Annotated in this window: 23 protein-coding genes and 1 rRNA gene; 14 read left to right on the top strand and 10 right to left on the bottom strand. The window is 38.4% G+C overall.

What is annotated here, in order from left to right:
- Window positions 1-75: 75 nt before the first annotated feature.
- Together G7B20_RS18440 and G7B20_RS18435 are read left to right on the top strand one after the other, a co-directional pair.
- The gene (locus G7B20_RS18440) at window positions 76-1,257 is read left to right on the top strand and encodes an aminopeptidase C (protein ID WP_164112897.1); all 1,182 of its coding nucleotides are present in this window, start codon (window positions 76-78) and stop codon (window positions 1,255-1,257) included.
- A 185-nt stretch (window positions 1,258-1,442) separates the two neighbouring features.
- Complete coding sequence (locus tag G7B20_RS18435; RefSeq protein WP_164112896.1) at window positions 1,443-2,252, top strand: META domain-containing protein; 810 nt, start codon at window positions 1,443-1,445, stop codon at window positions 2,250-2,252.
- Between the two features lie 70 nt (window positions 2,253-2,322).
- Here G7B20_RS18435 and cysM read toward each other — a convergent pair whose 3' ends face one another.
- From cysM to G7B20_RS18415, 4 genes are read right to left on the bottom strand one after another with little or no spacing between them, the layout of a single operon-like run.
- Window positions 2,323-3,195 (bottom strand): cysteine synthase CysM, encoded by an 873-nt coding sequence (gene cysM, locus G7B20_RS18430; protein WP_164112895.1) that lies wholly within the window; start codon window positions 3,193-3,195, stop codon window positions 2,323-2,325.
- Complete coding sequence (locus G7B20_RS18425) at window positions 3,195-4,019, bottom strand: serine O-acetyltransferase (RefSeq protein ID WP_164112894.1); 825 nt, start codon at window positions 4,017-4,019, stop codon at window positions 3,195-3,197. Before G7B20_RS18425 ends, cysM begins: the two co-directional genes overlap by 1 nt.
- A 31-nt stretch (window positions 4,020-4,050) precedes the next feature.
- A complete protein-coding gene (locus G7B20_RS18420; protein WP_164112893.1) occupies window positions 4,051-4,434 on the bottom strand; it encodes a DUF3037 domain-containing protein in 384 nt (127 codons plus the stop codon).
- Complete coding sequence (locus tag G7B20_RS18415) at window positions 4,412-5,209, bottom strand: HipA family kinase (protein WP_164112892.1); 798 nt, start codon at window positions 5,207-5,209, stop codon at window positions 4,412-4,414. Before G7B20_RS18415 ends, G7B20_RS18420 begins: the two co-directional genes overlap by 23 nt.
- A 168-nt stretch (window positions 5,210-5,377) precedes the next feature.
- Between G7B20_RS18415 and G7B20_RS18410 the strand changes: the two genes are divergently transcribed.
- The 7 genes from G7B20_RS18410 to gldG all read left to right on the top strand — a co-directional run bounded on the left by G7B20_RS18410 (window position 5,378) and on the right by gldG (window position 12,512).
- Entirely contained in the window at window positions 5,378-5,926 is a 549-nt protein-coding gene (locus G7B20_RS18410) for a DUF1599 domain-containing protein (protein WP_164112891.1), read from the top strand.
- Between the two features lies 1 nt (window position 5,927).
- Complete coding sequence (locus G7B20_RS18405) at window positions 5,928-7,136, top strand: BT_3928 family protein (protein WP_164112890.1); 1,209 nt, start codon at window positions 5,928-5,930, stop codon at window positions 7,134-7,136.
- A complete protein-coding gene (locus G7B20_RS18400) occupies window positions 7,136-7,663 on the top strand; it encodes a shikimate kinase (protein WP_164112889.1) in 528 nt (175 codons plus the stop codon). Before G7B20_RS18405 ends, G7B20_RS18400 begins: the two co-directional genes overlap by 1 nt.
- A complete protein-coding gene (locus G7B20_RS18395) occupies window positions 7,660-8,628 on the top strand; it encodes a glycerophosphodiester phosphodiesterase family protein (protein ID WP_164112888.1) in 969 nt (322 codons plus the stop codon). The genes G7B20_RS18400 and G7B20_RS18395 overlap by 4 nt, the downstream gene beginning before the upstream one ends.
- Before the next feature lie 3 nt (window positions 8,629-8,631).
- Complete coding sequence (locus G7B20_RS18390; RefSeq protein WP_164112887.1) at window positions 8,632-9,342, top strand: ATP-binding cassette domain-containing protein; 711 nt, start codon at window positions 8,632-8,634, stop codon at window positions 9,340-9,342.
- Between the two features lie 66 nt (window positions 9,343-9,408).
- Entirely contained in the window at window positions 9,409-9,990 is a 582-nt protein-coding gene (locus G7B20_RS18385; RefSeq protein WP_164112886.1) for a hypothetical protein, read from the top strand.
- 98 nt (window positions 9,991-10,088) lie between these two features.
- A complete protein-coding gene (gene gldG / locus G7B20_RS18380) occupies window positions 10,089-12,512 on the top strand; it encodes a gliding motility-associated ABC transporter substrate-binding protein GldG (protein ID WP_164112885.1) in 2,424 nt (807 codons plus the stop codon).
- Between the two features lie 21 nt (window positions 12,513-12,533).
- On the opposite strand, the gene G7B20_RS18375 is transcribed toward gldG, so the two are convergent.
- Window positions 12,534-14,024 (bottom strand): succinate CoA transferase, encoded by a 1,491-nt coding sequence (locus G7B20_RS18375; RefSeq protein ID WP_164112884.1) that lies wholly within the window; start codon window positions 14,022-14,024, stop codon window positions 12,534-12,536.
- Window positions 14,025-14,291: 267 nt separating this feature from the next.
- Here G7B20_RS18375 and G7B20_RS18370 point away from each other — a divergent pair, with 267 nt between their 5' ends.
- Together G7B20_RS18370 and G7B20_RS18365 are read left to right on the top strand one after the other, a co-directional pair.
- The gene (locus G7B20_RS18370) at window positions 14,292-15,176 is read left to right on the top strand and encodes a helix-turn-helix transcriptional regulator (protein WP_240452902.1); all 885 of its coding nucleotides are present in this window, start codon (window positions 14,292-14,294) and stop codon (window positions 15,174-15,176) included.
- Between the two features lie 39 nt (window positions 15,177-15,215).
- Window positions 15,216-16,070: a DUF1080 domain-containing protein gene (locus G7B20_RS18365; protein WP_164112883.1), complete on the top strand. Its 855-nt coding sequence runs from the start codon at window positions 15,216-15,218 to the stop codon at window positions 16,068-16,070.
- A gap of 67 nt (window positions 16,071-16,137) precedes the next feature.
- Here G7B20_RS18365 and rpsT read toward each other — a convergent pair whose 3' ends face one another.
- Window positions 16,138-16,392: a 30S ribosomal protein S20 gene (rpsT, locus tag G7B20_RS18360; RefSeq protein WP_079645251.1), complete on the bottom strand. Its 255-nt coding sequence runs from the start codon at window positions 16,390-16,392 to the stop codon at window positions 16,138-16,140.
- Between the two features lie 174 nt (window positions 16,393-16,566).
- Here rpsT and G7B20_RS18355 point away from each other — a divergent pair, with 174 nt between their 5' ends.
- A complete protein-coding gene (locus G7B20_RS18355; protein WP_164112882.1) occupies window positions 16,567-17,115 on the top strand; it encodes an RNA methyltransferase in 549 nt (182 codons plus the stop codon).
- Window positions 17,116-17,178: 63 nt separating this feature from the next.
- Entirely contained in the window at window positions 17,179-18,051 is an 873-nt protein-coding gene (sucD, locus tag G7B20_RS18350; RefSeq protein WP_079645253.1) for a succinate--CoA ligase subunit alpha, read from the top strand.
- 57 nt (window positions 18,052-18,108) lie between these two features.
- Here sucD and G7B20_RS18345 read toward each other — a convergent pair whose 3' ends face one another.
- Window positions 18,109-18,609 (bottom strand): DinB family protein, encoded by a 501-nt coding sequence (locus G7B20_RS18345; RefSeq protein ID WP_164112881.1) that lies wholly within the window; start codon window positions 18,607-18,609, stop codon window positions 18,109-18,111.
- 84 nt (window positions 18,610-18,693) lie between these two features.
- On the opposite strand from G7B20_RS18345, the gene G7B20_RS18340 reads away from it, so the two are divergent.
- Window positions 18,694-20,553 (top strand): CocE/NonD family hydrolase, encoded by a 1,860-nt coding sequence (locus tag G7B20_RS18340; RefSeq protein WP_164112880.1) that lies wholly within the window; start codon window positions 18,694-18,696, stop codon window positions 20,551-20,553.
- Window positions 20,554-20,590: 37 nt separating this feature from the next.
- Here G7B20_RS18340 and putP read toward each other — a convergent pair whose 3' ends face one another.
- The 3 genes from putP to rrf form a co-directional block, all read right to left on the bottom strand.
- Entirely contained in the window at window positions 20,591-22,087 is a 1,497-nt protein-coding gene (gene putP / locus G7B20_RS18335; RefSeq protein ID WP_164112879.1) for a sodium/proline symporter PutP, read from the bottom strand.
- A 98-nt stretch (window positions 22,088-22,185) separates the two neighbouring features.
- Complete coding sequence (locus tag G7B20_RS18330) at window positions 22,186-23,655, bottom strand: S10 family peptidase (RefSeq protein WP_205600282.1); 1,470 nt, start codon at window positions 23,653-23,655, stop codon at window positions 22,186-22,188.
- Window positions 23,656-23,823: 168 nt separating this feature from the next.
- Window positions 23,824-23,923: ribosomal RNA gene (gene rrf / locus G7B20_RS18325) — 5S ribosomal RNA — on the bottom strand; the annotation flags it as partial.

Below are 23,923 nucleotides of genomic sequence, written 5' to 3'. Positions count from 1 at the left end.
AATATTTTTACAAGGTATGTTTCTTAACAGACCTAATAAACCTTTATATTAGCAACAAATTAATATACAAATAATATGAATTGGAGAAAATCTCTATTTATCGCCGCTGCGATGTTTGCTACTACGCAAACCTTCGCACAAGATAATCTAATCAATGCCCTTAAAAACAATGTAAGTGACAAAAGTAAAGACGGCTTTGTCTTTACACAAGTGATTAATTTAGGGAATACGTCAATCAAAGATCAAGGTTCTTCGGGTACATGTTGGTCTTACTCCGGAAACTCTTTTTTAGAGTCTGAAATGATTCGTATGGGAAAAAAACCTGTTGAAATCTCTCAAATATACACTGCCTATTATACCTATCTGGAGAAAGCAAAGACATATGTAAAACTACATGGTGACCAAGCTCAAGGTGAAGGAGGACAATTGCACGATGTATTGACGATCTTCCGTAAATATGGCGCGGTACCTCGTGAAGTCTATACTGGACTAAGAGACGGACAGACGCGCAATAATTTTTCGGAAATGTCTACGCTTATCCAAGGCATGAACGAAAATATTGTCAAAAGTAAAAAACCAACACCGGCTTGGCAAAAAGCGATCACAGGTGTGATGGATTCATACCTAGGCATGCCACCTCAATCTTTCCAATACAATGGTAAAACATACACCCCTCGTACATGGGCTGATCAAGTGATAGGTATTAATCCAGATGACTATGTCGGTATCAGTTCTTTCAAAGAGCATACTTACTACAAGCCATTTGTACTTTTGATTCAAGACAACTGGTCATTTGAAAGCTTCTATAATGTACAGATGAACGACTTAACAAGTATCATAGACAATGCGCTTCAAAATGGCTATACGGTAGCTTGGGCAAGTGATGTTTCAGAAAAATATTTCAGTTGGAAAAACGGAGTCGCTTTTGTTCCAGAAAAAGACATGGACAAAATGAACAAAGAAGAGCTAGCAGACTTGTTCAATGGGCCTAAAACAGAAGCAAAAACTACTGAAATTGTACGTCAAGAGGCTTTTGATGATTATTCAACGACAGATGATCACGGAATGCATATTGTAGGTTTGGTAAAAGATCAAAATGGCAAAGAGTATTATATCGTAAAAAACTCTTGGGGAGAATCTAATGACTATAAAGGGTATCTTTATGTTACAAAAGAGTATGTTCGATTTAAAACCATTTCTATCCTATTACACAAAAACGGAATCCAAAAAGAAATTAAATCAAAACTAGGAATATAAAGCATCCTATACCTTTGTTTACAAAGCCTACTGATTTAAATTAGTAGGCTTTGTTTATTGCCTAGAATTACTGAAACAATTCGCGACAAATTATGTTTTCTCTGTATAAAGGATGTCTACCTGTAGCGCTTCATACGCACTACTCGTTGTGATATTAAAGTATACAAATAAATACAAACATACATATGAGATTATCATTTATTACTCTAAACAACATTTTTTTTGTTTCTATTGCTATCATTTCTTTGGCCCTAACTAGCTGTGGGGTATCCAAGCCGGGCTCAAAAGAAAAACCAGATATGGCCACAGGATTTTACAATACCACATGGAAATTAATAGAATTAAATGGGAAGCCTGTTCCTGATCAGGTAAATGGAAAAGAACCCTTTATGTGTTTTGATCAGAAAGAAAATAGATACACTGCAAGTGGAGGCTGCAATGGAATAGGTGGTACTTTCGAGCTGAAATCGAATAAAATTAAATTTTCGCAGGGTATGTCTACCATGATGGCTTGTCCGGATATGAGTGTAGAGCAAGGCATAGGCCAAATGCTAAGTAAAGTAGACAATTTCACGCTAAAAGACAGTATGCTCTTTCTAAATCAGGGAAAATCATCGTTGGCCAAAATGACAGTTAGCCAAACGGCTGATAAAAAATCTTCACTGAAAGGAACTTGGGAATTGGACTATGTTTTAAATCCCAACGAGACTTTTCAGGTTTTATATCCAGGAGCAAAACCTACAATAACATTTGAGCCAGCAGAGCATAAAGTAAATGGTAACAACAGCTGCAATAACTTCTTTGGCTCCTACACAACTGGAGAAGCCAACCGTATCAGATTTGAGTCTTTGGGAAGCACAAGAAAGTTCTGTCCTGGAAACGGAGAGTCTGTCTTTATGAAAAGTATGGAAAGAGTAAGCCGTTATTCAATATCAGAAAACACCCTTACCTTAATAAGTGATGACATGGCAATTATGCGCTTTCAGAAAAAGTAAAAAGCTATAAATTAAAAAGGCTATATCAGGTTCATTTCACTCCTGATACAGCCTTTTTATAATTTACAGTCTATCCAAATAAGCTCGAACTTAGGTAACGATCGCCTCGGTCACAGGCCACAAAGACAACTACGCCTCGCTGTAATCCATTTGCAACCTGCAAAGCAGCCTCCAACGCTCCTCCGCTACTCATACCTGCAAAGACACCTTCCAATCGGGCGAGTTCCCTAGATCGCTTTATTGCATCTTTTTCATCTATGTCAATTACCTGATCGACACGAGTAGGATCGAAAATTTTGGGAAGATAGGCGGCGGGCCAGCGTCTTATACCTGGAATGGAAGAGTTTTCTGTCGGTTGACATCCTATAATCTGTATCTCAGGATTCATACCCTTTAAGTACATGGAAGTGCCCATAATAGTACCTGTAGTTCCCATAGCACTCACAAAATGTGTGATCTGTCCCTTTGTATCACGCCAAATCTCAGGACCAGTGGTCTTAACATGAGCCAAATAATTATCTGGATTAGCAAACTGATTTAAAATAAAGACACCTTCATTAGCCGCCTTTTCTTCTGCATAATCACGACAAATCTCCATGGACTCTAACAACGTAACGCGAGCTCCAAACGCTTCCATTGTGAGTGTACGTTCTCTAGTGGATGTAGAAGGCATTACCAATTCTAAGTCCAAACCATACATGCTTGCGATCATCGCTAATGCTATCCCCGTATTACCACTTGTCGCTTCAATCAATCGGTCTCCGTACTTGATTTCTCCACGTTCCATAGCAGAGCGAATCATATTTAAGGCCGGTCTATCCTTGACAGATCCTGCTGGATTATTTCCTTCCAATTTTACAAAAATCTTAACGTCTGGATTATTGTGAAATCGTGTGATTTCAACTAAAGGAGTGTTACCAATAGTATCAATTATATTTCCCATTATAAAGCTGGTTTCGTGTCTATAAATTTTGAATTAGATTGATGATACACAGTAGTATAAGGCTCTACACTATTTGTTAACCACACATTTCCACCAATTATCGAGTGGTGCCCTACCCGAGTCTCTCCTCCTAATATTGTAGCACCTGCATAAATAATAACATGATCTTCGATAATTGGATGTCGTTGTACATTTGCCAACGATTTTTCTACACTAAGAGCTCCTAAAGTAACGCCTTGATAAAGCTTAACATGGCTTCCTATTATACAGGTTTCACCAATTACCAAACCTGTTCCATGATCAATGTAAAGATAAGGACCGATCTGAGCACCAGGATGAATATCAATCCCTGTCTTGGAATGCGCATACTCAGTAAGAATTCTAGGAATCAAAGGTACCCCATACTTTAAAAGCTGATGCGCTATACGATACATACTGATAGCCATGAAACCGGGATAAGTACGAATTACCTCCCTTAGGCTCTGCGCTGCGGGGTCTCCATTCAATATTGCTTGAGCATCTGTATTCATCAGCTCATAAATATCCGGTAAGTCTTCAAAAAAATGCTTAGCTATTATTCTGTTATCACAATGAGCACAAGCCTTGGTTTTAAGTAAAAGTTCAAATAGCTCTATTTCTGCCTGCCCGAAAGCAAGCTGTAACTCCTCTACACTACCGAAGCCTTTCGAATTACGTTCGGGATACAACAAATCCAATACATGTCTAGCCCAATTGGAAATACGTCCATTAGAAGGCATGTCCTGAACCTCCAATTGCTTTAAGAACAACTGTTGATAAAAATCGGTTAAATGATTATGTTTCATCAATCCAAATATACTATTAATACTACCAACATTATAGAATTAATTTCTCAAACAATTCTTGATGTGTTTCTTCGGCAGAAATACACATACCTGGATGAGTCACCGAACATTGAATTAGTGTACTTCTATTAGCCGTGAGCCATCGAAAACGCTCCGCTTGTTCCAATCCGGCGATACGTCCTGCTCCCTTATCCCCTCTACAAATCTGACGGAAAGATTCTAGGTGTTGTTTGACCACTACAATATCTACATCAGCATACAGCGCTTTCAGCTTTATCTCATCAATATGTAATTTAACATCTGCGTAGCGCTGGCGTCTACAATACAACGCAACTCCAACATTTATAAATTCATCACGTTCCACACGAGGTACGACCCGCACTACCGCATACTCATATACCGTTCTTTCGCTCATGATCTATTTGATTTAGAAATATATCGGACTGACTCAATCTACCCATCAAAAACCTCAGGTATACCTTACGTACCTCATCTGCTGATAAATATCTACCTTCCTCCTGCAACCACTCATCGGGGATAGCCTGTAAGATGTTGGATATATTATCTTCATTAAAGACGGTTCGATACTGTCTATCGATAGCTCTGACCTGACTGGCTTTACTCAGCAACACGTGATCTTTGATCTGTACAAAAGGTTTTGCCATAAGCTCCTCCCAATTGTCCCAAGAATGGTGGAAATACAGTGACGCTCCATGGTCTATCAACCACAATTGCTTATGCCAGATCAACATGTTGGTATTGCGCGCCGTACGATCCACATTCATTAACAAAGCGTCCAACCAAACTATTTTAGAAGCCTCTTCTTCGGATACAGCATCCACATTCGCATCAAAAGTAATAGCCCCATTTAAAAAATGTACACCAAGATTCTTACCTACGGAGAAACGTAAAAGATCCTGGATCTCTTCATCCGGTTCCATACGGGCAAACGCTTCATCAAGCTCAGCAAAAACCATCTCCGGCATACGAAGACCTATTAACCGGGCCAACTCTCCTCCGATCAACTCCGCAACAAGAGCCTTTTTCCCTTGGCCTGCCCCCCTGAACTTGATCACATAACTAAAACCATCATCTGCGTCAACCAACCCTGGTAAAGAACCTCCTTCTCGAAAGGGCTGTATATAACGGATGATATTCACATCCCTTATTTCTATTTTTTTTTCCTCCATTTATTCTATTACATATCTTCTATAAAAATAAAATTCACAACTCTAATCTAGTTTAAAAATCCTTAGCTATTGATAGAAAAAAGCAAATCATACAGTTTTGTGACTATCAAACAATCAGATTTCTAGCTATATTTGTCATTCATCGAATAGGAATACGAATTACATTATATGAATACAACCGCAGAGTACAATGCTGTAATACAATATTGCAAAGACCTCTTTATCAAGAAAACAAAAGATTATGGGACTGCTTGGCGAATAATGCGTCTACAATCCATTACAGATCAGCTCTATATTAAAGCAAAACGTATACGCACCCTAGAAATAAAACAGGTATCACTGGTAGGCGAAGACATTTCAGGTGAATATATCGGTATTGTCAACTACTGTGTAATGGCTCTTCTGCAATTGGAACTGGGACAGGATGGGGAAGAAAACCTACCCGTTGCTTTTGTTGATCAAAAATACAGCGAAAAGGTGGACGAAACACGCGACTTGATGTTTGCAAAAAATCATGATTATGGTGAGGCTTGGCGAGAAATGCGCATTTCTTCGATGACAGACCTCATACTTATGAAATTACATCGTGTCAAACAAATTGAAGACAACAATGGACAAACGCTTGTCTCCGAAGGTTTAAAAGCTAATTATCAAGATATGCTAAACTACGCCGTCTTCGCGTTAATAAAATTAGGTTTTGCTGATAAAAACAAATAAAATGTCTACTACTTCTTACTATGCACCATTAAATAACGACAAATCTTCAGTGGATATCCTATTGTGGATATCAAGATTGTTCGTTGGATTCCTATTTATATTTTCGGGACTTATCAAGGCTAATGACCCGATGGGATTTGGGTATAAATTGCAAGAATACTTTCATGTCTTTAACCTCAATCTTCTGAATGATTATAGCACATGGATTGCTGTCGGCATCTGTGCTTTTGAGATTATCTTAGGTGCTTTATTGGTACTTGGTATAGCTGGCCGCAAAGTAGCTTGGGGGTTGCTATTGCTGATTATATTCTTTACTTTCTTGACGTTCTATTCCGCATTTTTTGAAGTTGTAAGTTCCTGTGGATGCTTCGGAGATGCTATTCCATTGACACCTTGGCAATCCTTTATAAAAGACCTGATATTACTTGCGTTTATATTGGTTATATTCATAAAGAGAAGAAAAATAGCTCCACTTGTAGCGAGTTCATTTACGAATAATCTATTGAGTTTTTTTGTCATTATTCTATCCTTTGGAATAGGTATATACACTATCAGCTTCCTACCATTTGTTGACTTTTTACCTTACAAAGAAGGGAATAATATTCCTAAATTGATGGAAATACCGGAAGGCGCTGCGCAGGATGAGTATGAACACATCTATTCGCTGAAAAACAAATCTACAGGAGAGGAAAAGAAAATGTCCGATAAGGAATATATGGATCAGAAAATCTGGGAAGATGAAAATTGGGAAGTTATAGGTGAACCTGAGTCAAAACTCGTAAAGAAAGGGTACCAAGTACCAATCCCGGACTTGATCATCTCCGATGCTGAAGGTAATGAACTCACCCAAGAAATTGTCAGAAATCCGTATTATAACTTTATAGTGACCAGTGTGGATGTCACAAAACTTTCCGCCACAGATTTAGTAGCTTTAGATAAGATCAACAAGACTATACGTGATTTATCCGGCGAATATAATCTTCGGGCTGTGTTATTAACAGCAAGTTCATCGGATGACGTTAATTATCTTAATGATCAACTAGATCTAGTACTGGAAACATTTTATACGGATGCTGTTCCGCTCAAGAGTATGGTCCGCTCAAATCCTGGTGTGATGCTTTTACAAAATGGAGTTGTCATAAAAAAATGGTCTAAGAATGCTTTCCCTAACAAAGAGGCATTAATAAATATGTATTTAAAAGCGCAATAATGAAAACACCGATCTTCATTGTTGGATTTATGGGCAGTGGGAAGACAACAATAGGAAAGAAACTAGCTGCTGCAACAGGAAGACAATTCGTTGATTTGGATCACGAAATAGTAACGTATATCGGCATGAGTATTCCAGAATATTTCAACAGGTATGGCGAAGATAAATTCCGTGATTTGGAGCGCACTTTTCTGAAACGTCAGCAAGGGGTTCATGCTATAATTTCTACAGGAGGAGGTACCCCTTGTTTTTATGACAACATGCAATGGATTACTGAAAACGGTATAGCACTCTACCTCCAACATACCTCCAAGTCTCTATGGTCTAGACTAAGCAAATCGGACATAAATAAAAGACCTGTACTGAAAGGACTAAATGGAGACGAACTTTTAGCATTCATTGAAAGTAAACTTAAAGAGCGTTCCCCTTTTTATGAACAGTCACAATTAATAGTTGATCAGCTCCACACTTCTGTTGAAGATATTGTCCGATTGATAAGCGATTATCAAAAAAAGGCTCAACTATGAAAAAAAACACCCAATATATCTTCGGAATATTGCTGCTAATATTAGCTAGCAGTTGCTTTCGCTCAACGGATAGTACACAAAAAAACTCGCTAAGGGAAAGCAGTACACAATTATTCAAAAATCAGACTTTTGAGCTCAATACAGTAGAGGATCTTTATCAACTATTGACCTATAGCGAAAACAGCTATCCACTAATCAGTGCACATCGCGGTGGCCCAGCTAAAGGCTATCCGGAAAATGCTATTGAAACCTTTGCCCGTATTGCCAATAAGATGCCAGTTATTATCGAATGCGATGTAAGGATTTCTAAAGATTCTATCTTGGTGCTGATGCATGATGAGACATTAGATAGAACCACCGATGGAAATGGAAAAGTTGGCGATTTTACGCTTTCTGAGTTAAAAAAACTTAAATTAAAAGACACGGAAGGAAAAGTCACCTCCTACCAAATCCCTACGTTAGAAGAAACCCTCACTTGGGGAAAAGGAAGAGTAATCTTCACTTTGGATGCGAAAAATGATATTCCTTATAAATTATTATCGCGTGTCATTGCTAAAACTAATGCGCAGTCCTATACCGTTGTAATCACTTACAACACTAAACAAGCTAAGGCACTATATCGGATTAATCCGGATCTGATGATTTCAACTAGTATAAAGTCTATCGAAGATCTAGGTAGGCTAGCGAGTCAAGGTATTCCTGACAATAGGATTGTCGCTTTTGTTGGGACACGTCAGCCGGAACCGGAATTGGTACAGCTTTTACACCAACATGGTATAAAAATCATATTAGGTACTATCGGTAACCTGGATCGACAAGCTGACAGCAAGGGCTACCAAACCTATGCTGAATACGTTGAAAATGGGGCTGATATTTTAAGCACTGATCGTCCGTTAGAAGCCCATAAAGCGTTAGATTACTACATTCGAAAGCGAAACATCAGCTCTCCTTATATCCGCCATTAAGCTATGTCTATTGAAGTCCAAAATCTTACAAAAAGCTATAAGCAGCAAAAAGCTTTAGACGATATTTCGTTTGCGACAGGAAGCAATCACATTATAGGTTTCCTTGGCCCTAATGGGGCAGGTAAATCTACGACAATGAAGATTCTAACAGGTATATACCCTTTTGAACAGGGGCTCTGCATGATCAATGGTATCGATATAAAAATAAACCCACTATCAACCAAAAAGATGATTGGCTATCTACCTGAAAACAACCCTCTTTATCTCGATATGTATGTGCAAGAAATACTCTATTTTGAAGCGCAAATTCATAAACTACCAAATCCTAGTAAACGAATTAAGGAGGTAATAGCACAAACTGGACTCCAGCAGGAACAACATAAAAAAATAGCGCAACTATCCAAAGGATTCAAACAACGCGTCGGGTTAGCGCTCGCGATCATCCATGACCCAGAAGTATTGATTCTAGATGAGCCTACAACAGGGCTAGACCCCAACCAGATAATTGAAATCCGAACACTTATAAAGCACCTAGCAAAAAACAAAACAGTTTTTATTTCTACCCATCTTATGCAAGAAGTTGAAGCTATCTGCGAGGAAGTAATTGTAATTCATAAAGGACAAATAAAAGATCACTTTCTATCTAAGGACAGAGCGGCGAAATACCCTAATCTGAATATGGAGGAAATTTTCGTAAAATTGACAAATTCCTAAAACAAGTCTGTATTTAATTTGTTGTTTATACAATGAAATTACTTACGCGTTACAAAATGAAAAAATATGAAGAAAACATTACTTTCAGCAGCTTTACTTCTAGCTACTTTTGCGTCTGCGAATGCACAGGAAATTAAAACTGTACCTCAGCATTCGGCAAATGTGGGTCTTACCCCTATCAAAACGGGGAACTGGATGGTCGGAGGATCTATCGGAGGCTTAGGATACAGCTTTGAATCGGAAGCATTTAATATTGGTGTAAGTCCACGTGCCGGTTATTTTATCGCTAATGGTCTTGCATTAGGCGCTCAAGCCTCATTGGGACTTCGAACTGTAAAAGGTGATGACAACCAATGGAACTATGGTATCGCTCCTTTTGTACGCTACTATATCCCTCGCGGAGCCAGTGCTACAGGTCGCTTCTTTGGTCATGGTGATGTTGGTATAACAGGTAGTAACGCCGGTAAAGGAACCTCTTTTGCATTCGGTGTTAATGCGGGATATGCACACTTCATCACGCAGACTGTAGCACTTGAAGTGATGACGGGCTATAACTACTCCAAAGCTAACGTCAACGTCGGAGAAAAAGCTACCGGATTAGGAGTCAGTCTTGGTTTTCAAATCTATCTTCCAGGAAAAAGCAGATAAACTTTATTATAGCATAAACAGCATGAATCATAGACTCATGCTGTCTTGCTTTCTAACATACATTTTCCTAATTTCGGAACAAATTAATCGAAAGCAAGTTGTTTAGCATTTACAAAAAAGAAATAGCAGGTTACTTTAATTCCTTAATCGGCTATCTGGCAATCGGAATTTTCCTCCTAATAACCGGTCTACTACTATGGGTTTTTCCCGACACTTCCATATTAGAAACGGGGTATGCATCTTTAGATAGCTTCTTTAACCTAGCACCATATTTATTACTATTTTTAGTCCCGGCGATCGGTATGCGCAGTATCTCGGGAGAAAAATCTGATGGTACATGGGAGTTGCTATTAAGTCGTCCGATCAGCTTGGCACAAATCATACTGGGCAAGTTTCTAGGAATTCTGACGATTGTCTTGCTCGCTATCATCCCTACGATAGTATATGCAATAACGACTTATCTTTTAGCATTCCCTATAGGAAATATCGATATCGGAGCCACTATCGGTTGCTATTTAGGTCTCCTATTACTAGGTGCGACCTTTACTTCTATAACATTGTTCTGTTCATCATTGACCAATAATCCCATTATAGCCTTCTTGCTAGCGGTCTTCGTTTGTTTCTTATTTTTTTACGGATTTGACGCCATTAGCCAAATCAGCGTTGTATCTTACAACGAAGAGCTCATTAAAAAAATTGGGATCATTGAACACTACGACGCTGTAAGTAGAGGTGTATTGAATTTCGGTGACCTGATTTATTTTTTGAGTGTACAATCCCTTTTTATAGTATTTTCCATAGGCCACTTAGGTCGTCAATTCAGACCTAGAAAAAAAACCTTAGTCGTATACGCCATCTGCCTCTTAATTGCTTTCACTTTAAATCATTCTATTTTTCAACAATTATACGGAAGGTTGGATTTCACATCCGATCAACGATTCACTTTAAACGAAACATCTAAGGCGATAGTTTCTGACCTTAAAAAAGACACTTATATTACGATCTTTTTGGATGGAAAATTGCCAGCGGGGTTTAAAAGATTGAGACAAGCAGCGATAGATATGGCTCATGATTTAAAATCCTATTCTAAAGGTAAAGTGAAAGTCAATATTATCGATCCTAACGCAGGAAGTCAAGAAGAACAAAAACAATACACGGAAGCACTTATCAGCCGCGGTCTATATCCGACCAACTTAAGTATCAAATCAGAGAGTGGCTTCAATCAGACATTGATTTTTCCTGCGGCTATTATTAGCCATGATGAACAAGAAATCAACGTGAACCTACTGCAAAACAAAATAGGGCAATCGCCGGAGCAGGTGCTCAACAACTCTATTCAGAATTTAGAGTATGCTTTTGTTTCCGCTATCACAAAAATAAACACGGACAAGCTTCCATACATTGCTTTTACAGAGGGCCATGGCGAACCATCTGATCTCGAACTATATGACGCCATGCGATCCTTAGGGGTTTCTAATCAGGTCGGTCGATTAAACCTCGACTCCATATCACTACATGACCTTAAAGAAATTGCTATTCTCTTTATTGCTAAACCCCAAAAGGCATTTTCTGAGCAAGAAAAATATAAATTGGACTATTATGTAAGAAATGGTGGTTCCATCATTTGGGCGATAGATCAAATAGACGCAAGCTTGGATTACCTAAAAAAAACGGGTAGTCAACCATTGATTGGAAAAGAACTAAACCTAGACGATCAATTATTCCTTTATGGAGCACGATTGAACTACAATCTAATCGCTGATTTAAACTGCTCCCAAATCCCATTGTCAGTAGGAAATATAGGTACGCAAGCGCAGATTGAACTTGTTCCTTGGTATTTGTTTCCAATTCTTATGCCTACCAGTCAAAACCCCATTCTAAAAAATCTAGATGGTATACGTACTGAATTCATCGGAACTGTGGATACAATAGCCGTAAAAGGCATTAGGAAAGAGATTCTGTTATACTCATCCCCTTTCAGCCGTATAATTAATACTCCAGGACCTATCTCTTTACAAATGGTCGAAGAGCAACCTGATCCTCAAAATTTTAGAACAGAACCGAAAGCAGTAGCTGCTCTGCTAAGGGGTAAATTCCCTTACCTATTTCAAAACAGACCGATCCCAATAGGAATTACCGAAAAAATAGATTTGACAAATATCTCTGAAGAGGCAAAAATGTTGGTAATAGCTGACGGAGATTGGCTTATTAATCAAGTTAATTACAAAGATCAATCCCCATATCCGCTAGGTTGGGACCGTTTTACAGAACAACAATATGCAAACAGGGTATTTCTGGAAAATATTGTCGATTACTTCATGAATGATGAACGGTTGATTTCTCTCCGAAACCGAGAGGTAAAACTACGTCTATTGGACCAGTCGGCTGTGAAAAATGAGAAGTTGAAATGGCAACTAATTAATGTTGTACTGCCGATCCTAATACTAGTAATAGCTGCTTGGAGCCAAAGTTACTTACGCAAACGCCGTTTTACAAAAACAACAAAGACTACAAGAGGCTAATTCCCCTGTAGTCTTTTGGTATTATTTTTTCATTGTACCACTTTCAGCTAATCTTAAATGCCAGCTAAAGGCTTCTTCTAGCAAATGTGGAGTATGTCCACCTCTTTCACAAGCTCGGTCAAAATACGACTGTAACTCTGACCTATAATCTGGATGTACACAGTTGTTTATTATCTGTTGAGCTCTTTCCCGTGGCGCTAACCCTCTTAGATCAGCTAATCCAATATCGGTAACCAAGATATCAACATCATGTTCTGTATGATCTACATGAGAGACCATAGGCAATACGTGGGAGATCGCGTTCTCTTTGGAAGCGGCTTGCGTCACAAAAATACTTAGGTAAGCATTCCGGGCAAAATCTCCGGAACCACCTATACCATTCATGATCTTTGTTCCGGAAATGTGTGTCGAATTGACATTTCCATAAATATCAAACTCTATTGCCGTATTAATCGCAATTACACCGAGACGTCTTATTAAACCTGGTGTATTGGATATATTTTGAGGCCGTAGGACAAATTTATCTCTATAACGCTGCAAATTATCAAAAACACGGTGATAGCAATCCTCCGACACTGTTATTGAAGAAGCAGAAGCAAAACTAAGCTTTCCGGAATCAATAAGATCAAAAGTACTATCCTGCAAGACTTCTGAGAACATTGTCAAGTCATAAAAGTTACTGTCTTTAAAGCCCATCAGCACGGCATTAGCTACTTTGCCTATTCCTGCTTGGATAGGAAGTAAGCGATCTGTCAAATGTCCCAGTTTAACCTCATTTTCAAAAAATGCTAAGATATGCTTCGCTATAGAAGTGGTTTTCTGATCGGGTGCCGCAATATCTGCGGGGCTATCCGTAATATTTGTAAATACGACACCTATCACCTTTTCTGGATTTAACGGAATCGTCTTTCTGCCTATTTTGTTCCAAGGAGCCACAATGGGAATAACGTTACGATGTGGATAATCCTCCGCCTGATAGATATCATGTATGCCGTATACCTCTTCCGGAACTGCGGTATTGATCTCGAGAATTACCTGTTTGGCCAAAGCCGCAAAAGTGACAGAATTCCCTACCGAGGTAGTCGGCACGATGCTACCGTCTCGATCAATATATGCTACTTCCAGTATCGCAATATCTACTGGAGGAAGATTTTTATTGTGCAATAATTCAGCACTTTCGCTCAAATGCTGATCAATAAATAAAACCTCTCCTGCATTAATTTTATTCCGCAACGTGCGATCTACCTGAAATGGCATACGCTTACTAAGTGCACCAGCTTCGGCCAACTTGCCGTCCGTATCATGTCCCAGAGAAGCCCCTGTCATCAATGTAATTTTTATATGCTCTCTCTTAGCCCTTTCTGCAAATGCAGGTAAGACAACTTTACTGTCTCCTGCCTTTGTAAAACCACTAGAGCCGACTACCATACCATCTTGGATAAATGCGGCAGCCTGTTCTGCAGTCATAACTTTATCTTGCAAAGTTTTTAAACGTATTCTTTCAATGCTCATTATTTTAAAATCTGGCTATTTGTATCTTTCTATTAATCAAACAATTTACAATATTATAAATTAATAATATAGCTAAATTATTATATTCTGCCAGTAAATTATTGATTCTAATCAAAAAAAACACAACGTTCTGATAGTCAAACAATAAAAAGGATAAAAAACAAAGACAAGAGAAGTACGAAACACTTTAATCCCTTAAATATCAAATAGCTAAAAATTTATTCAGACAAAGGTTAAGACACTGTTTTACATGGCATCGTTTATTTTTTGAGTAAGCTAACACTTACTTTTTGGTATTGTAAGCAAAAATCAAGAAATTTAGGGCTCAAACAACAAGCTATGGAAAAGGAGTATGTTAATAAGTATTACATGACCGATGTAGACGCATTTGAAGATAGTATTTATTGTCACCATGCATTGATGGGCAATAATCATATCGAAGAGCATTTACATAAAAAGGGACAATTTTTGTATACTGAAGGTGGCGTGGTATTCCTGAAAACTTCAGATAAGTCTTATTTTTTACCCGCTCGCCATTACATCTGGATCCCAGCAGGTATTAAACACAGCATTCATCCTAGCTCTTCTCATGTCGTTATGAGAAACTTATATTTTCCAAAATATGAAACAGATACTGATTTCTTTGATAAAATAAACATCTATCCTGTTAATGATTTACTTATCGAGTTAATCATGTTTACAAATCGTTGGAACGGCAATATCTTCCCTGTCGAAGAGCCGAAGTATTCTATTGCAAAAGCATTCAAATTAATTTTACCTGAATTGTCCCAATGCGAGCTGCCGTTAGCTCTACCTTATCCTCAACATGACAAACTAAAAGATATCGTATCATTCTTAGAAAAGAATATATCTGAAAATATTAGCTTTAAAGACCTCTCACAGAAATTTGATGTTAGTGAGCGTACGTTGGCCCGTCTTTTTCAAAAAGAGCTAAACATGTCATTCATCCAGTACTATACCATACTCAGAATGCTTACAGCTCTTCGTCTCTTATTAGACGAAAGAATAAGCGTCAATGAAGCCGCTTTACGAGTGGGATACAGTAGTCTACCGACATTCAGCAATACTTTTAACAAAGTAATAGGTATACGTCCAAGCGACTATGTCAAGCATCAAAACACGTTACTCTAATCAAGATACAATAATCAAATGAACCTAAAACCTTTTTTTATGGCGGTAGTAACTACCGCGACACTGTTGTCCTGCAACACGGTCAAGAGCACATCCAACACAGTCTCAAAAGTTCCAAAGCCTATACAGCTATTTAATGGCAAAGACATAAAAGACTGGACCGTTAAAATTCGATCGCATGAGGTTGGCGAAAACTACAAAAATACATTCCGAGTAGAGGACGGCTTATTAAAAGTACGTTATGATGGGTATGAAAGTTTTAACCAACAGTACGGACATTTAGGCTACAATAAACCCTACGGTTATTATGTACTCCGTCTTGAATATCGATTTGTGGATGAACAGGCAAGTGGTGGTGAAGGATGGGCTTGGCGCAATAGCGGAGCAATGTTACATAGTCAATCTCCGAATACAATGTTAAAAGACCAAGATTTCCCTATATCTATCGAGGCCCAATTATTGGGTGGAGATAATACCCCTAGCTCTGTACGTACCACTTCTAATCTATGTACCCCTGGGACAAATGTCGTATATCGTAACGAATTATTCACACCACATTGTGTTAATTCCAGTTCTAAAACATACCATGGAGATGAATGGGTCAAAGCCGACTTTATAGTATTAGGCGACTCCGTGATACGACATGTACTTGAGGGGGAAACTGTCCTCGAATATTATAAGCCTCAAATAGGCGGAGGAAATGTAAATAACTACGACAAGACACAAAAGAAAGATGGACAGTTACTTAAATCGGGGTTTATTTACTTGCAATCAGAAAGTCATCCAATTGACTTTAGAAAAGTCGAACTCTATGACTTAGAAGCTTACAAAAATAATCCAGAGCAACTAAAAAACATCACGGAAGCTATCGTCAATAATAAAGGCAGTCAATAAACTGCCTTTATTACATATAAAAAAAAGGATGCACAGGCATCCTTTTTTATATTCTTTCATAAAAAGACTATGCTAATTTGTTAACAAATTTTGTCAACTTAGATTTGTTATTTGAAGCCTTTTTCTTGTGGATAACATTTTTCTTAGCCAAACGATCTAACATAGAAACTACGCGTGGTAATAACGCTTTAGCCTCTTCAGCAGAAGTTGTAGTACGTAATTTTTTAATCGCGTTACGTGTAGTTTTTGCTTGGTAACGGTTTCTTAGACGCTTCGCAGCGTTAGCTCTAATTCTTTTAATCGCTGATTTATGATTTGCCATTTCTCTTAGCTATATTTTATTATACTTTTTTATACTAAATTCGGATTGCAAAAATAACCAGTATTATCCAATATTCAAAATCTATTTTAAAGTTTTATTTTGTGTTTCCCGAGCGGCACAAATACAAATTGTCACATATCTTCCTTTTTACATTTTTACTAGCTAATTTTGTGCATGCAAAAACTTTCAATGGATCAGTTGAATCGTACTGATATAACCTCATTTAAAGCACAGGAAAAGACCCCTATCGTATTGGTATTAGACAATGTTCGCAGTATGCACAATGTGGGTTCAACATTTAGAACGGCCGACGGTTTCGGTCTAACAAAAATTATACTTTGTGGTATTACAGCGCAACCACCACATCGCGAAATAGAAAAAACAGCTCTCGGTGCTACACAATCTGTAGAATGGAAACATTACGACAATAATATAGAAGCCATCCAAGAACTAAAAAACGAAGGCTATAAAATTTATGCAATAGAGCAAGTATCTAATTCGATATCTCTGCCGGACTTTGTCCCATCTCTTGAAGACAAATACGCATTAATATTTGGAAACGAAGTAAACGGAGTTGATGAAAAACTTTTACCCTTAGTAGATGGCTGCATCGAAGTACCACAATTTGGCACTAAACATTCTTTCAATGTCTCCGTTACCGTGGGAGTCGTATCTTGGGATTTGCTATCCAAGATGAAGTTTTCTAACAAAAAATCCGATTAGCGGCGGCATAATTTCCAGAAGTCATTACAAAATAGTAGATTTGCTCTGCAAAAAAATAGAACAATGAGTGTATTAGTAAATAAAGATTCAAAAGTTATCGTTCAGGGTTTTACTGGAACAGAAGGCACTTACCATGCTTCTCAAATGATTGAGTATGGTACTCAGGTTGTAGGTGGTGTAACACCAGGTAAAGGTGGTCAGTCCCACTTGGATCGTCCAGTATTCAACACTGTACAAGATGCAGTAGATAATACCGGAGCTAATGTTTCCATCATTTTTGTACCCCCAGCATTTGCAGCAGATGCTATTATGGAAGCGGCAGCGGCAGGAATCGCTTTAATCGTTTGTATTACGGAAGGTATTCCTACTAAAGATATGATTCAAGTAAAATCTTACCTGAGTGACAAAAACTCTCGTTTAATCGGCCCTAACTGTCCTGGAATCATCACTGCTGAAGAGGCTAAAATAGGTATCATGCCAGGCTTTATCTTCAAAAAAGGTAAAGTAGGTGTTGTTTCTAAATCAGGAACATTAACATATGAAGCAGTAGATCAAACCGTTAAAGCTGGCTTAGGAATTACTACAGCAATCGGGATCGGTGGAGACCCTATCATTGGAACAACTACTAAAGAAGCTGTTGAATTATTAATGAACGATCCAGAAACTGAAGCAATCATCATGATTGGTGAAATCGGTGGAGGAATGGAAGCTGAAGCAGCTCATTGGATCAAAGAAAACGGAACTAAACCTGTTGTTGGCTTTATCGCTGGACAAACAGCGCCTCCAGGACGTCGTATGGGACACGCAGGAGCGATTGTTGGTGGAGCAGATGATACAGCAGAAGCTAAGATGAAAATCATGCGTGAGTGCGGTATCCGCGTTGTAGAATCACCAGCTGAAATCGGTAAAGCTATTGCGGAAGAATTAGCTAAATAAGCCGTCTCAATTTATATAATAAAAAGGCTTCATGGGAAATGAAGCCTTTTTTATTTGCTAGCCTTTATTCATATCGTCGGCAGATGGTCCATATATTCCTGGCACAGGAATATCTAGTAACCGTAAATACACAGATAGCTGTCCTCTGTGATGAATGAGATGATTTTGGATTATAAAGCGCATTGCCCCCTCTTTGGACATCTCCGCTATAACATAATCTCCTGCGCGTAAACGCCACATTGAAGACCAGTCCTCCTCTGTTAACGAAGTGATCATTGCAACATTCTTATCATACCCTTGATCAAGCACTTCCTTTATTGCGTTTATACTTGTCGCTTTAAGTGGAATATAATGCTTTTTAAAATCAAACTCGGCCATCCCTAAGGCGGCATATACCCAGTTATGCAATTCGACAACGTGAGCTGCTAATTCTCCAACTGTCATTGATTTGGTATGCGGCCTCCAATCCAAATGCTCATCTTTCAATCTACCTATAATACGTCTTGTATTCTCTGTTTCTCGTTCTAACTCGACTAAAAATCCTTGCTTTAACCCCATGACCTTTTAAAATTTGTGTAGCCTAATTTAGAAAAATTAGTATAATTCGCTATATTCAATTGTAATTTGATTACCATTTTATTTATGAAAAAATTATTTACCCTACCCCTGCTCCTTTTACTCATTAACTTTCTTCGGGCGCAGGAGGTTAATGAAACTTACATTAAGGCACATTATGACAAAATAGAAGAATATATCCCTATGCGAGATGGAACCAAACTATTCACATCTATTTATGTCCCTAAAAACAAGAGTACAAAATACCCTATATTACTAAATAGGACTCCGTACACGGTAGCTCCTTATGGAATTGATAAGTACAAAAAGAGCTTGGGTAATTTCGACAAAATGGCGGTATCTTCTTATATTTTTGTATATCAAGATGTACGGGGCAAATGGATGAGCGAAGGTACATTTGAAGACATCAGACCCACACGAACAAAAGAAAACAAGCATAAAATAGACGAAAGTACAGACACCTATGACACCATAGATTGGCTCGTAAAAAATGTTAAGAATAACAACGGAAAAGTAGGAATGTATGGCATCTCTTACCCAGGATTCTATTCTACAGTATCACTTATTGGCTCACACCCGGCTCTAAAAGCAGTCTCCCCGCAAGCACCAGTTACCGATTGGTTTATCGGTGATGATTTTCATCATGGAGGTGCGTTATTTCTTATTGATGCCTTTCGGTTCATGTATACCTTTGACGCTCCCAGACCTGCACCTATCACTAACGAGCAAGGTCCGAAAGGATTTAATCTACCTTCAAAAGATTGGTATAAATTCTTTTTAGACAATCCCACACTAAGCGAATTAAAAACGAAGTATTTAAATCATACTGTGAAATTCTGGGATAACCTTGCCAAGCACAGCACGCTAGATACTTTCTGGAACAATCGTACCATTACACACCATCTTCATGCAGTAAAACCCGCCGTCATGGTAGTTGGAGGACTCTTTGATGCAGAAGACACTTATGGTGCCTTTGAAACTTATAAACAGATTGAAAAGAAAAATAACAAGAACAACAACATTTTAGTGATGGGGCCTTGGTTCCATGGCGGATGGGTACGTACAAAGGGAGATTCCTTTGGTGACATTAAGTTTAATCAAGAAACTAGCACGTATTATCAAGAGAACTTTGAACTTCCTTTCTTTGAATACTATCTTAAAGGAAAGGGTAACTTTGATCCTGCAGAAGCTAATATATTTGTAACAGGTTCAAATAAATGGCATCAATTTTCACAATGGCCACCTAAAGAAGCTAAAATGACTTCACTCTACCTCAATGAAGATAATCAACTGACAGAAAAGGCGAACGACACGCAAAATAAATATGTTGAATATACGAGTGATCCAAAAAAGCCCATCCCTTCTCAAGATGGAATATTTACAAACCGAACGCGCGAATATATGATTGCAGATCAGCGTTTCGCTGCGAACAGACCTGATGTGATGGTATTTGAGACGGCAGTTCTAGCAAACGATTTGACTGTAGTAGGTCCTATACAAGCGGATCTGTATGTATCCATGACTGGTACAGATGCTGATTTTATTGTAAAAGTGATCGATGTATATCCAGATAGCTCAAGTGATATTTCTCCATTGAATACAGAAACAGTTATGCAGAATTATCAAATGTTGGTTCGAGGTGAAATATTGCGTGGTAAATTTCGAAATAGTTTCAGTTTACCAGAACCATTCAAACCCAATGAAATCACCAATGTAAAAGTAAATCTACCTGACGTAGCTCATACTTTTAAAAAAGGTCATAAAATAATGGTTCAAGTACAACACAGTTGGTTCCCTTTAACAGACAGAAATCCGAATCAATTTATGGATATATACAAAGCAAAGGCTGAAGACTACATCAAAAACTCACACCGCATATACTTTGATAAATCAGCACCCAGCAGAATAAACTTCGCTGTGCTATAAATAGAAAGGGAGCATGCACATACTCCCTTTCTATTCATTATGAATTAACAATTTTATTAACTTCGTCAAACTCATCCTGAATTTCCTTATTAACGGGTTTGCTAGCTAAAGAAACCACTACTATTGTTAAAAAACTCAAGATAAACCCTGGTATAATTTCATACACTGTTTTAAAATTGTGTGGCACATATACCCATAGTAAGACGACTATTCCACCAACTAACATCCCCAATAAGCCTCCCATCGCCGTAGTTCGCTTCCACAGGAGAGACAGAATGATCAAGGGGCCAAAAGCAGCACCAAATCCCGCCCATGCGTTGCCCACAAGATTCAGGATACTATCTTTCGGATTTAACGACAATAATAATGCAATAACTGCGACTATAAGCACGGAAAGACGGCTCATCACCAACATATTCTTAGGAGAAGCCTTTCTATTAAAAAATGCCTTGTAGATATCTTCTGTCATGGAACTCGAGGTAACCAGTAGCTGAGAAGATATTGTACTCATTACTGCAGCCAATATTGCCGAAAGCAAAAAACCTCCAATCAAGGGGTGAAACAGTACCCTAGACAAGTGTATAAAAATTGTCTCCGCCATTTCTTTCGATCCATCGAAACTAGCCATTTTGAGCTGATCAAATTTATACAAATAGGCTATCCCAAAAAGTCCAACCAACATTGCTCCTCCAACGGTAAAAATCATCCAACTAATACCTATACGCCTCGCTTTAGTCATATCTTTAATACTAGCGATAGCCATGAAACGAACAAGGATATGTGGTTGCCCGAAATAACCTAGGCCCCAGGCTAATAAAGACACCACAGAAACTGCTGTTGTACCCTTTAGAAGATCTAAATAACTGATATTCTTTTGTTTAATAATATCCAACGTCGTACCTAAACCACCAATTTGCATAACAATGACGATAGGAATAATTACTAAGGCAGTGACCATAATAGTTCCTTGGACAAAATCCGTTAAACTCACGGCTAAAAAGCCTCCTAAAAAGGTGTAAAGTACGACGACAAAGGTTGTCAAAAAAAGTCCTGTATAATAATCTATTCCAAAAGCCGATTCAAATAGCCTTCCGCCAGAAACCATACCTGCCGACGTATACAAGGTAAAAAAAACCAAAATCAATACGGAAGAACAGATCTTCAACAACTGTGTTTTATCCCGAAAACGGTTTTCAAAAAAAACTGGCAGTGTGATCGCATTATTAACAACCTCGGTATAAACTCGTAGACGTGGAGCTACAATCACATAGTTCAAAAAGGCACCAATTGTTAATCCAATGGCTATCCAGGCACTTGACAATCCAGAAAGATACATGGCTCCCGGCAAGCCCATCAATAACCAACCGCTCATATCTGCCGCACCGGCAGAAAGTGCTGTCACTGCAGCTCCCATTTTTCGACCTCCGATTAAAAATTCTTCAGAGTTGCTCGTAGACTTCTTCCACGAATAAACACCTATTCCAATCATCAGCAACATGTATAATCCGATTGAGATTAGTTCATATACATTCATATGTAAAATTTATAAAGTATAAAGATGCTATTAAAATGGCTTAACGTCCAAAATTTGATCCAATAAAAATGCATTGTCTAGGAATTCGGTCAACAACCTTAATACTTAGCTGCTTGATCGACTGCCGGAATAGACCTTTTGATAAATTCTCGAATATCATTATTAGCCTTTATCAAGTCTTCCTTCCTCAAATACATCATATGTCCACTTCGATAACCAAAGAAATTCATCCTTCCAGAAAGTTTGCCCGAAGGATCCATCTGCCATAGGTTATATTTCGCATTAAAATAATCTGTGGCTCCATCGTAATACCCAGACTGAACCATAACGTGTAAGAACGGATTCGCAGCCATAGCCTGTCTCAGACTAAGACCAGTATTATCATTTGATCGATCCCAAGGATGTACCTGTCCAAACATATTATACTTCACGTCAGTTTTATAGTTTAGCTCATTTAAATAATAATAATTTATGGCAGGTGTGAATGAGTGCAACCAAGAAGTTAACTCCGCATTGTAATCCGGTCGTTCTCCACCGTCCCTAAGATCTATTCCCAGATATCTAGAATCTAACCGTCCTATAGTCATTCCTTTATCCCGCAATAATTCTTTCCAATAGAGGGAAGTAGAAACGTCTAAATTGTTCTGTTCTATCAAAAGCTCCGTAAGTCCCGAATATCTAGCCATCTTTTTCACGATAGTAGCCTTCTCTGTGACAGGCAAACTACTTCCTCGCGCTATAGCGGGAAGCAGCTCATTCAATGTAAATGCTTCCACTTCAGGAAGTAACTCCTCTAAATCTCTACTTTGTAATTCCGGGGACAATCGTTTGTGATACCATGACGTTGCTAAAAAATAAGGTAGACGATTGGCTTTATCCACAGCACCTTCACGTTTAATGCCTAGGTCTGTTGGAGAAACCAAAATAACACCGTTAAGATACATCCATTGTGCATTTTGCAATTCCAACGCCAGTCCAGATACGCGTGTCGTACCATAGCTTTCCCCTATAAGATACTTTGGTGAGCTCCACCGATTGTTCCTTGTCACAAACGTATTTATCCATTCCGCTAAATACTTAATATCTGCATTAACGCCAAAAAACAATGTGCGATCTGCTTTTTCATCCAAAATTCGTGAATACCCCGTGTTAATAGGATCTACATACACAATGTCAGCGACATCTAATATTGTATAGGGATTTTCCTTAACACCATAAGGCTGCAAGGGATAGCCTTCATCATCAATATTTAATAACCTAGGTCCCGTATAAGCCAAATGCATCCAAACCGAGCCAGATCCAGGCCCACCGTTAAAAGAAATTATTAAAGGCCTTTTGTTGCGATTAGAGACATCATCCCTCGTGTAATACGTAAAATGAACAGTTGCTAATACTTTTCCATTTCCATCCCAGACTGGTTGAGTCCCGGTCTTTGCTGTATAAGCAAACTTCTGTCCATTTGCAGTTATTTGATGCTTTGTGGTAATCACACTGTCCGCTAGGGGGACTCGCTGTGCCTTTAAATAATTAGAAAAGAGAAAAAAAACTAAACATAAACTTACTCTCATACTTTTGGTTATTAATGTATTCATAAAATTGATGTCGTGTTATTCACACAAATTTATATGAAAATACAAATTATGATAGAGAAATACGTGTACTTTATACTTCTAGATAGTAACAACTTTACAACAACAAAAAAGCCCCATCAGTTTCCTGAAGGGGCTTCGTGTAAAAAAAGGCACCGACCTACTCTCCCACCTGTTACGGCAATACCATCGGCTCTGGCGGGCTTGACTTCTCTGTTCGGAATGGGAAGAGGTAGACACCGCCGAT

It is taken from the genome of Sphingobacterium sp. xlx-96, assembly GCF_011007365.1.
Classification (GTDB): Bacteria; Bacteroidota; Bacteroidia; order Sphingobacteriales; family Sphingobacteriaceae; genus Sphingobacterium; species Sphingobacterium luzhongxinii.
Note: the sequence above shows the minus strand (reverse complement) of the source record. Positions and strands in the feature narration are given on the sequence as shown.

Excerpts from the sequence above, each read along its gene's own strand:
- G7B20_RS18395 (WP_164112888.1), top strand. The coding sequence starts at position 7,660 with ATGAAAAAAAACACCCAATATATCTTCGGAATATTGCTGCTAATATTA.
- G7B20_RS18420 (WP_164112893.1), bottom strand. The coding sequence starts at position 4,434 with ATGAGCGAAAGAACGGTATATGAGTATGCGGTAGTGCGGGTCGTACCT.
- sucD (WP_079645253.1), top strand. The coding sequence starts at position 17,179 with ATGAGTGTATTAGTAAATAAAGATTCAAAAGTTATCGTTCAGGGTTTT.
- G7B20_RS18390 (WP_164112887.1), top strand. The coding sequence starts at position 8,632 with ATGTCTATTGAAGTCCAAAATCTTACAAAAAGCTATAAGCAGCAAAAA.
- G7B20_RS18375 (WP_164112884.1), bottom strand. The coding sequence starts at position 14,024 with ATGAGCATTGAAAGAATACGTTTAAAAACTTTGCAAGATAAAGTTATG.
- G7B20_RS18365 (WP_164112883.1), top strand. The coding sequence starts at position 15,216 with ATGGCGGTAGTAACTACCGCGACACTGTTGTCCTGCAACACGGTCAAG.
- G7B20_RS18435 (WP_164112896.1), top strand. The coding sequence starts at position 1,443 with ATGAGATTATCATTTATTACTCTAAACAACATTTTTTTTGTTTCTATT.
- G7B20_RS18415 (WP_164112892.1), bottom strand. The coding sequence starts at position 5,209 with ATGGAGGAAAAAAAAATAGAAATAAGGGATGTGAATATCATCCGTTAT.
- G7B20_RS18405 (WP_164112890.1), top strand. The coding sequence starts at position 5,928 with ATGTCTACTACTTCTTACTATGCACCATTAAATAACGACAAATCTTCA.
- G7B20_RS18385 (WP_164112886.1), top strand. The coding sequence starts at position 9,409 with ATGAAGAAAACATTACTTTCAGCAGCTTTACTTCTAGCTACTTTTGCG.
- G7B20_RS18330 (WP_205600282.1), bottom strand. The coding sequence starts at position 23,655 with ATGAGAGTAAGTTTATGTTTAGTTTTTTTTCTCTTTTCTAATTATTTA.
- putP (WP_164112879.1), bottom strand. The coding sequence starts at position 22,087 with ATGAATGTATATGAACTAATCTCAATCGGATTATACATGTTGCTGATG.
- G7B20_RS18345 (WP_164112881.1), bottom strand. The coding sequence starts at position 18,609 with ATGGGGTTAAAGCAAGGATTTTTAGTCGAGTTAGAACGAGAAACAGAG.
- G7B20_RS18425 (WP_164112894.1), bottom strand. The coding sequence starts at position 4,019 with ATGAAACATAATCATTTAACCGATTTTTATCAACAGTTGTTCTTAAAG.
- rpsT (WP_079645251.1), bottom strand. The coding sequence starts at position 16,392 with ATGGCAAATCATAAATCAGCGATTAAAAGAATTAGAGCTAACGCTGCG.
- cysM (WP_164112895.1), bottom strand. The coding sequence starts at position 3,195 with ATGGGAAATATAATTGATACTATTGGTAACACTCCTTTAGTTGAAATC.
- G7B20_RS18400 (WP_164112889.1), top strand. The coding sequence starts at position 7,136 with ATGAAAACACCGATCTTCATTGTTGGATTTATGGGCAGTGGGAAGACA.
- G7B20_RS18440 (WP_164112897.1), top strand. The coding sequence starts at position 76 with ATGAATTGGAGAAAATCTCTATTTATCGCCGCTGCGATGTTTGCTACT.
- G7B20_RS18355 (WP_164112882.1), top strand. The coding sequence starts at position 16,567 with ATGCAAAAACTTTCAATGGATCAGTTGAATCGTACTGATATAACCTCA.
- G7B20_RS18340 (WP_164112880.1), top strand. The coding sequence starts at position 18,694 with ATGAAAAAATTATTTACCCTACCCCTGCTCCTTTTACTCATTAACTTT.
- G7B20_RS18410 (WP_164112891.1), top strand. The coding sequence starts at position 5,378 with ATGAATACAACCGCAGAGTACAATGCTGTAATACAATATTGCAAAGAC.